Source organism: Paenibacillus sp. J22FR5, from assembly GCF_059691975.1.
Map to the genome: position 1 here is coordinate 1 of NZ_JCAUAN010000060.1, position 6,586 is coordinate 6,586.

The window sequence follows — 6,586 nt, forward strand, 5'->3', positions numbered from 1 at the left end:
TCTTTTTTGAACGATTTCTCGTTCGTGCTTACTCACTCGTTGTTCAGTTTTCAAAGATCAATTTCTTTCGTTCACTGCCGTGTTACCGAAGCAGCGAGAAGTAATATACCACAGAACGTTTCTTAATTGCAAGCACTTTTTTTCTTGTCAATTTGTGTCGACGTCTGTCGGAAAGTCATCTTACCATACCTCATTGACCGAAAGCAAGTCCACTTCATATCGCTTGTGCTTGTTTGCTTCAGAACAACGAGGACTAATGTACCATGCCCAGAAACCAAATACAACCCCTTTGGAAAAGTTCCGCAATTGCAATTGTTTCGAATTGTTCCTACAAGTATAAACGAAAAAAAAGGATGCATAAGCTGCACCCTTTTCCCCACTTAATATTCCATTGTGATAATTGGTGTTCCTACGGTCAAGCGCCACATGCCTGAAGTCGTTTCTAGATGAAGCGCGATTTGCACATTAACCTTTTGATTACCACTAAGGATAGAAGCTTCGAATTCGGAAGACGCCAGTGATGTGCTGTAGGTTGTCGTATCCTCGTAACTCTCTACAACGTTACCTTTATAAGCATGAACTAACTCGTCAAGGAATTCCTTAGGGTTACCCTGCAAAGAAATGGCGTCATCCGAAGCATTCCCTTGTATCATTACATTCCACATACCTGGAATGCCTTGTTCCTTTAAAAGAGCGCTCATATGCTCCTGCCATTTCAACAGGTGATCTTGCTCCACATTTCCCGAAGCATCTAATCGTAATACGGCATAGCATGCCATCTGGCCCACAGGACTTGCAACTGTTAATGTCATGACTGCGCCAGGTTCAACTTCTGATTTTACATTGAAAATAGTATGCTGAGAGCGAAGTGCCTCATTGTTCATTGGTATTAAGCCCAGCTTTTGCGACAAGCTTTCACCAGCAGCCATGACCTTGGCATCCACACCGTCACAAGTTCCGAAATAGCCTGTATATTTGAAGGTAATTTGTTGATTTGTTTGAATAAAAGGCTTTGCCACATTCAGCAACCGCTGAGCATCTTGTTCGGCCTGTGCATCCACGTGACGGATCCACCCGAAGAATAAGCCAATAATAGTTACACATATCATCGTTTGCGTCCACATCTTGCGCATAAAAAAAGCACCTCTTTGCTAGAATCTATGACTCTAGTAAAAAGTATGCCCTAAACTAGCAAATGATAAACCTACCCGCGTGTCGATTGGAAAAATTCAATCCGCTCGCCATCTAACCCATTAAAGAAGAAATACCTTGAGCCATTCGGAAGGGTAGTAATCTCAGTATCTAGCTGTTCAACCTCCAGGCCTTGAATTCTTGCGAATTCGGCGTCCACATCATCTACGGTAAATGCCAAGTGATGCACTTTGCCTTCCTGTGGCAGGTTCGCGTTATAGCCCTCAATTAATTCAACTTCTGTTTCATTCTTAGCGTCAAAGCCAAGAAAACCAAGACGTATCACACCATTGGTATGGAGTAACGTCCCTTTGTGCTTAAGTCCGATCACCTTTTCATAAAATGCAATAGACGCTTCTAGGTTTGCTACCATGACGCCTACATGCTCCAATTTCATAACAGCCATATGTACATACCTCCTTGTTCTAAACCCTTTCATTGTAGCGAAAAATAAAGGAAAGGGCTAGACCGCGATCAGTTCATGAACAATGTCTCCATCTCACCATCTAACGAGTAAAGCGTAACTTCGGTATTCGTTGTATGCACTAATCCCAGGTTATTAAACATATATCTTATCTGAGCATTGACTAGATGTTTCGTTATGGTTTCAATGGCTAGATGTGAAAACTCTTGATATATAGATTCGAAAAAAATGAGAACTTCTTTTTCCTCGATGACTACTTTCGTGTGTATCATATCGCAACACCCCCGATTCAGATATAACAATTGTATATTTTGGAAACTAGGAAAGTATAAGGACTTCTTTAGGTTTATGTTAGGTTTGTAGACTTCGCCAAAAAGGAGGTGTCCGTGTATAATGAAAACGAAAGCAACAGACGGGAGGGCTCAAAAATGAGGTTGTTAAAGCTACTGCAAATCTATGAGGTGGATGGGATTACCCCCAAGCATCGGTCAGATCGTTTCGATTTCGATGAGATTCAAGGGCAAACATTTCGTGAAGTGAACCCGACCGAAGTTGGGTGTCCGATGACGTTATCTGGAATTAGACAACATACACCATTCAAAACAACACGTGTTCAAGCGATTGATCAAGACGGGTTGGATTTCCGTGTATTGACGCGAAACACTATTTATCATTTTGAAGTTCATACAGAACGAAATGTGCTGTAACGCAAAAGACCTTTGACTACTTCCAACTTGGAAGGTAATCAAAGGTCTTTCTGTTTATTTGCTCAACCAAACACGCATAAGGGAAAGAAGCTGACTTAGATTAAGAGGTTTACTAATATAGTCTGATGCACCGGCTTGTAAACAGATGTCCCTGTCCTGTTTCATGGCTTTGGCGGTAAGTGCGATGATCGGGACATGCTCATATCGACTATCCCTTCTAATCAAACGCATTGCTTCATACCCATCCATGACAGGCATCATGATATCCATGAGGATAAGTTCAATGCCATGATCCACGGCCAAAAGTTCTAAGCACTCTTGCCCGTTCTGAGCAGTGCTAACGACGATACCTTGGTTCTCAAATGCATTACATAGCGCAAATACATTTCGCACATCATCATCCACAACAAGCACTTTTCTATCCTTAAATTGATTGGATTCCTCCATATGAGAGGCTTTCTTATAGGCATCACGAAGTAAATGTTCACTGATTGTGGAGGTGGATGCAGCTGCAACTTCCATATGCATCGACGAAGTTTCCCCTTGCATATGAGGCAAAGAAGGCACTAACACCGTAAATGTACTCCCTTTGCCTTCCTCACTTTGCATATGAATGCAGCCTCCAAGAAGTCGAGCTAACTCACGGCTGATCGACAAACCTAAGCCTGTTCCTCCATACTTTCGGTTCGTTGTTCCATCGGCTTGGCAGAAAGGTTCGTAAATGACTTCTTGTTTATCAGGCGGTATCCCTATCCCTGTATCCCTGACGGAAACAGCCATGACCTGCGTATGTTTAGCCGAAGGCAGCAGCTTACTAATTTCTTCTGAGCTGCACATGCGAATATCCACCTGCACAGAGCCCTCATCGGTGAATTTGAACGCGTTAGAGAGTAAATTTTTGAGGATTTGACTGAGCCGCTGCTCATCCGTGTAGAAAGCATCAGTTACCGGAGCATCCAGTTTAATCTGAAAGGCAAGATTTCGCTGTTCAGCTACCTTCTCAAATTGACTTTGCAGCAGCTCCGGGAGCCAGCCAACATGCAATTCGCTCACATGAATATCTAATTTTCCAGCTTCCACTTTGGATAAATCCAAAATATCATTGATTAAATGTAACAAATCATTTCCCGAGGAATGAATAACACGAGCGTATTCTTGCTCTTCCTTCGTCAAGGTGTCTTTATTGTTTTCCTGAAGCATTTGGGAGAGGATTAGTATGCTATTCAAAGGCGTACGCAGCTCATGCGACATGTTAGCCAAAAACTCCGATTTGTACCGCGAGCTCATCTCCAATTGAATGGCGTACTCTTCGAAGGATGCTTTCATATGTTCAAGCTCCCTCGATCTTTCATCTGCGTAACGATTCCTTTCTTCCAGTTGCTCGTTAGTTATAAATAGTTCTTCTTGCTGACTTTGAAGCTCCTCTGTCATGACTTGATACTCTCTTAGAAGTCTTTCAACCTCTACACGCGTTTGCACGCTATGCACAATTGTCCCTAAAACTTCGAGGATATCATCCAACAAACTGAGCTGTAGTGAAGTGAATTTATCAAAAGAGGCCAGCTCCATGATCGCAATAACTTCATGATTATGGATAATGGGCACAATGAGTACACTTTTCGCGCTTGCTGACCCCAGTCCAGACCTCAAACGGATATAAGTTTCAGGAACATGCGTAAGATGTAAGATTCGCTTCTCAATCGCGCACTGACCAACCAAGCCTTCGCCAAGGCGGAAATACGGTTTCCCCGCTTCAGCACTTTCCCCCATGCCCGCATAGGCTGCCAACTCCATCATACAATCCTTACTTTCGTGTACACCACGAATATAGAAAACACCGAAGGAGGCTCCGAATAACTCTGCCGCTTTACGAATAAATGATGTACCAAGCGTCTCTAAATCGGAGATACCTTGCAGCATATGGACCACCTCTGTCAGCTTCCGCTGCTGCCACTCCATTTCTTCTTGACTTTCCAGCAAGGCATTCGTAGCGTCAGCTAAATCTTTCACCTCATCATTCATCGTGACATGAATGCGCTTCGAACGATCCCGCTTCATGGAGCTCAATTTGATAATGCTTCTGGTAACCTGCTTAATCGTCCCAACGATCGACCTCGAGATAACTAACGCGGCTAGCAATGAAAAGATCAGCACCACCCCTAGCATCACAAATAACGATTTAGTCAGCATCTCATTCTGAGAATCAAGGTGTGCCGCCCGATCCTTTACATACCCCATTTCAAGGCTGCGAAAGCGACCTAGTTGCGAGCGAATATCAAGAATATTTTGATGGGTAATAAAAAATGTAAAATTAAAATCGCTCTCGTTTTCGAGACCATTTCTCATCGTAGGTATGGTTTCACCTGTTTGCACAAGCCAACTCTCAATAGATTCTTTGAGTGTCGCCAGATTCTTTTCCTGGACAGGGTTATCATTCGTTAATTCTTTTAGTCGATTATAGGAGTCTCTCCACTGGGTCTGTCCAGTGGTATAGGGTTCTAAATATTTGACATCCCCAGTGAGTAAGTAGCCTCTTTGCCCATTTTCCATATCCATGACATATTTCTCTATAAGATTCGATTCTTTGTTGACGGCAAAATCGTGTTCGATCACATAATTGCGATCTCTTTGCATGGAGACCAACTGATGATTAACGAGTATGAACGAAATGGTTAAACAGAAAATGATGAATGCATACCCAATCATAATTTTGGAACGAATACCGAATCTCATTTTCCTCATCCTGCTGTCATCCCTTCTACTAGATAAACACTGCTAATTAGTATCATATAACAGACTGCCATTAATTGGGTACGTAAACTTTTTACTTTACTGCGTTACCGAGTTAATGTAGTATTTAAGTGAAGTATTCATGAAGAAGGAGTGGTTAATATGAGCGGTCCAGGTATCGAAAATATCAATCCTCGCAGCATTTTATCACGCATGAAGCCCTACACGCCGGGAAAACCCATCTGGGAGGTTCAACGCGAATTCGGGGTTACCCAGGTCACGAAGCTGGCCTCGAATGAAAATCCATTAGGCCCTTCCCCTCTTGCATTAGAGGCAATTCAAGCTTATTTATCGGAGATTCATCGCTATCCAGATGCGGAGACCGTTAATCTTAGAGAAGTGATTGCCGAAAAACGCGGATTCTCATCCGATCAAGTCCTTGTTACCAATGGAGGGGATGAATTGATCACACTCCTCTCCGAAACTTACTTAGAACCTGGTGATGAGGTCATAGTGCCCTCGCCGACGTTTAGCGAGTACGAATTCGGAGCTAATTTGCTTGGAGCTAGTATTATTAACGTTCCGCTGCGTGAAAATTTCCGCTATGAAGTAGAAGATATTCTCGCTGCTGTAACAAAGCGCACGAAAATGCTCTATATTTGCTCTCCTAATAATCCGACAGGAACCTATATGACGAAAACAGACTTACATCGGCTTGTGAAGAGTCTTCCATCGCATGTACTTGTCATTTTCGACGGGGCGTACAGCCATTTCGTGACCGCAGATGATTACTGCGACGGCCTTGCGCTCGTCCGAGAAGGCTATCCGGTTGTGGTTCTGCAAACCTTTTCCAAAATATATGGATTAGCTGGTATTCGCGTGGGGTATGGCATCGCAGATGCAGGCATCCTGCAACGGATTCGTCAGGTCAAAGAGCCTTTTAATGTGAACATGCTTGCTCAGGTTGGCGCTGCTGCTGCGATTAGGGATGCTGGGCACCTTGAGGCAACTCGTTCCAATAATGAAGCCGTGCGGGAAGAACTGTACACGCAATTACGTGAAATAGAACTTCCTTTCACGCCAAGCATGAGTAATTTCGTACTCGTCGATCTGGGGCCACAGGCCAAAAGCATCTATGACAGTTTGATGAGTCGTGGGGTAATTGTTCGTTATGGCGGGGGTTGGAATCTTCCGAATCACGTTCGCATTTCAATAGGCACTTCCGAAGAAAATGATGTGCTGGTTCAAGCTTTGAAGGAAATTATCGCTGTAAGGGCATAGATAAAGCCCCCTATCAGCTTTTTCCCCATCGACATAGTCGACATGGCTGTCCGCCTCCGCTTCGTGATCGTTCTGGAAATCGAACGCATGATGTTCATTATAGACAGTTGCCCTATAAATGGAAACAGCCCTTCACCTCGTTTGGTCAAGCCCCAATTTTGTAGACATTAAAAAAAGCCCTAGGAAACAAGTTGGCGCCGGTACTCAACCGGAGTCAGCTTGTTTAGTTTTTTCTGGATTCGTTCCTCATTAT

At 43.5% G+C, this 6,586-nt stretch carries 6 protein-coding genes; 2 read left to right on the forward strand and 4 right to left on the reverse strand.

The genetic code is table 11. The features are described 5' to 3' along the window. Positions 1-380: 380 nt before the first annotated feature. The 3 genes from AC58P7_RS33060 to AC58P7_RS33070 all read right to left on the reverse strand — a co-directional run bounded on the left by AC58P7_RS33060 (position 381) and on the right by AC58P7_RS33070 (position 1,887). The gene (locus tag AC58P7_RS33060; protein ID WP_497350314.1) at positions 381-1,133 is read right to left on the reverse strand and encodes a YwmB family TATA-box binding protein; all 753 of its coding nucleotides are present in this window, start codon (positions 1,131-1,133) and stop codon (positions 381-383) included. Positions 1,134-1,204: 71 nt separating this feature from the next. Further along, entirely contained in the window at positions 1,205-1,597 is a 393-nt protein-coding gene (locus tag AC58P7_RS33065; protein WP_497350315.1) for a VOC family protein, read from the reverse strand. Between the two features lie 68 nt (positions 1,598-1,665). Then, positions 1,666-1,887, reverse strand: a complete 222-nt coding sequence (locus AC58P7_RS33070; protein WP_497350316.1) for a hypothetical protein — start codon at positions 1,885-1,887, stop codon at positions 1,666-1,668. 156 nt (positions 1,888-2,043) lie between these two features. Here AC58P7_RS33070 and AC58P7_RS33075 point away from each other — a divergent pair, with 156 nt between their 5' ends. Then, positions 2,044-2,322 (forward strand): hypothetical protein, encoded by a 279-nt coding sequence (locus AC58P7_RS33075; protein WP_497350317.1) that lies wholly within the window; start codon positions 2,044-2,046, stop codon positions 2,320-2,322. A gap of 54 nt (positions 2,323-2,376) precedes the next feature. On the opposite strand, the gene AC58P7_RS33080 is transcribed toward AC58P7_RS33075, so the two are convergent. Further along, positions 2,377-5,064: an ATP-binding protein gene (locus AC58P7_RS33080; RefSeq protein WP_497350318.1), complete on the reverse strand. Its 2,688-nt coding sequence runs from the start codon at positions 5,062-5,064 to the stop codon at positions 2,377-2,379. Positions 5,065-5,214: 150 nt separating this feature from the next. Here AC58P7_RS33080 and hisC point away from each other — a divergent pair, with 150 nt between their 5' ends. Beyond that, positions 5,215-6,333 (forward strand): histidinol-phosphate transaminase, encoded by a 1,119-nt coding sequence (gene hisC, locus AC58P7_RS33085; protein ID WP_497350319.1) that lies wholly within the window; start codon positions 5,215-5,217, stop codon positions 6,331-6,333. Positions 6,334-6,586: the final 253 nt, after the last annotated feature.